Source organism: Brachyspira catarrhinii, from assembly GCF_005518285.1.
Classification (GTDB): domain Bacteria; phylum Spirochaetota; class Brachyspiria; order Brachyspirales; family Brachyspiraceae; genus Brachyspira; species Brachyspira catarrhinii.
The window spans coordinates 1-1,856 of record NZ_SJDU01000416.1; the positions used below are offsets into that span (position 1 = coordinate 1).

Annotated in this window: 3 protein-coding genes; all 3 read right to left on the minus strand. The window is 34.9% G+C overall.

Annotation, left to right across the window (positions count from 1 at the left end):
* Positions 1 to 1,103: acetate/propionate family kinase (locus EZH24_RS11065; protein ID WP_137999167.1), on the minus strand; the 1,103-nt coding region annotated here is incomplete at its 3' end.
* A gap of 73 nt (positions 1,104 to 1,176) precedes the next feature.
* On the minus strand, positions 1,177 to 1,503 hold the full coding sequence (locus tag EZH24_RS11070) for a hypothetical protein (RefSeq protein WP_236847186.1): 327 nt from the start codon (positions 1,501 to 1,503) through the stop codon (positions 1,177 to 1,179).
* Between the two features lie 31 nt (positions 1,504 to 1,534).
* Positions 1,535 to 1,856, minus strand: a 322-nt coding sequence (locus EZH24_RS11075) for a hypothetical protein (RefSeq protein ID WP_236847187.1), incomplete at its 5' end; no start/stop codon positions are given.

Here is a 1,856-nt window from a genome sequence, read left to right on the forward strand (position 1 = left end):
TCAAAATTAGCGCAACCTCTCGCTTTGGAGTTTTTAGCCGTGTCGACTTTTATGCCCAATTCTTCCATTCCTTCGAGTATCTGTCCTCTTATTTCTGGAGCGTTTTCCCCTATTCCGCCCGTAAAGACTATGCCGTCCAAATGTCCCAAAACCGCCATATAAGAACCGATATATTTTTTGATTCTATAGCAGAACATTTTAATCGCCAAAGCCGCTCTCGGATTTTTTGATTTTTCTTCTTCCAAATTTCTCATATCGTTGCTTACGCCCGAAATTCCCAAAAGCCCGCTCTTTTTATTCAAAATATTATCCATATCTTTCGGAGATAAATTTTCTTTTGCCATTATAAAAGTCGCAACCGCTGGGTCCATATCGCCCGAACGCGTTCCCATTACCAAACCTTCCAAAGGAGTAAGTCCCATGCTCGTATCTACCGATTTTCCTTCCTTAACCGCTGTCACGCTCGCGCCGTTTCCCAAATGACAAACTATAACATTAGCGTTAGGTTTATTTTCAACTCTGCAAAACTCTCCGTAAACATATTTATGAGATGTTCCATGAAAACCGTAGCGGCGAATTTTATATTTGTCGTAATATTCGTGCGGAATCGCGTATAAATAAGCATGCTCTGGAATCGTTTGATGAAAACTTGTGTCGAAACATAAAACCATTTTCGTGTCTTTTGGAAGTATTTCCTGACTTGCTCTTATTCCTTGCAAACCCGCTGGATTATGAAGAGGACTTAAATCGGAATATTTTTCTATTTCTTTTATGGCATCGTCCGTCAAAAGAGAACTTTTATTGAAAGCCTCTCCGCCATGCACGACTCTATGCCCAACTCCCGAAATTTCTTTCATATCGGAAATAACGCCGACATCCTTATCGGTTAAAAGAGAGAAAATAAGCGCCATTCCGTCTTTATGATTTGCGACTCTTTGCTCCAATTTTTTTTCTTTGTTTTTTTCAACCGCGGTATGTTTGAGAGCGCTCGTCTCTTCGCCGATTTTTTCCAAAAGCCCTTTAGCCAAAACTTTCGCTTCGGGCATAGAAAATAATTGATATTTAATGCTCGAACTTCCCGAATTGATTACCAATACATTCATAACAAAAACTCCTTTGTAGTTTATATTTTTTATAATATATAATTTAACATATAATTACATATAAGGCAAGGATTTAATCAATTTTTTTTACCCATAAAATATTATATCTTTCCAAATATCTGCTTCTATCGGCAAGCCATAATTTTGTCTTTTTAACTTTCGCCTCTATAGTTATAATCTCGCCTTGATATTTTGCGTATTCTTCAAAAAATTTTTTATCGAAATAATAATCTCTCTCTTCCGTAGTTATAACCAAATCGTAGAAAAGCGAAGTTCCGACAACTCTAATCTCTCCCGTTATTCTTTCTTTTTTTGTAAACAATAGAAAGATTATAACAAAGATAAGAATAGTGTTCAATAATTTTCTATTTAATAAAACGGATTTTAATTTAAATTTCATATCAATAATTTTCTAATGTTTATCCTATTCTTTAATATTTTCTTATTTTTCCGTCTACATCGAATACCAAATCTATATATTTAGTTTCTTGACTATTGTTTTGATTATTTTCCGTATTTTGCAAGCTAATTTCTTCGTTATCGTTATTAATTGCGCTTCTTCCTATAACCGAATTCGCTTTAACCGTTATATACGAAGGATTAGCCGACAATTCCGTAGAAGAGTTTACTTGAATTTGAGAACCGTCATATATTAAAGCGCCGGGGTATAAATATGCAACCGAATAATCATATCTATTTATTTTAGCGTTAGGCACTTCATTTTTATCTGACGACAACATTGTTAAATCTCGA

Coding starts and splice junctions, on each gene's coding strand:
- EZH24_RS11070 (WP_236847186.1), bottom strand. CDS start 1,503: ATGAAATTTAAATTAAAATCCGTTTTATTAAATAGAAAATTATTGAAC.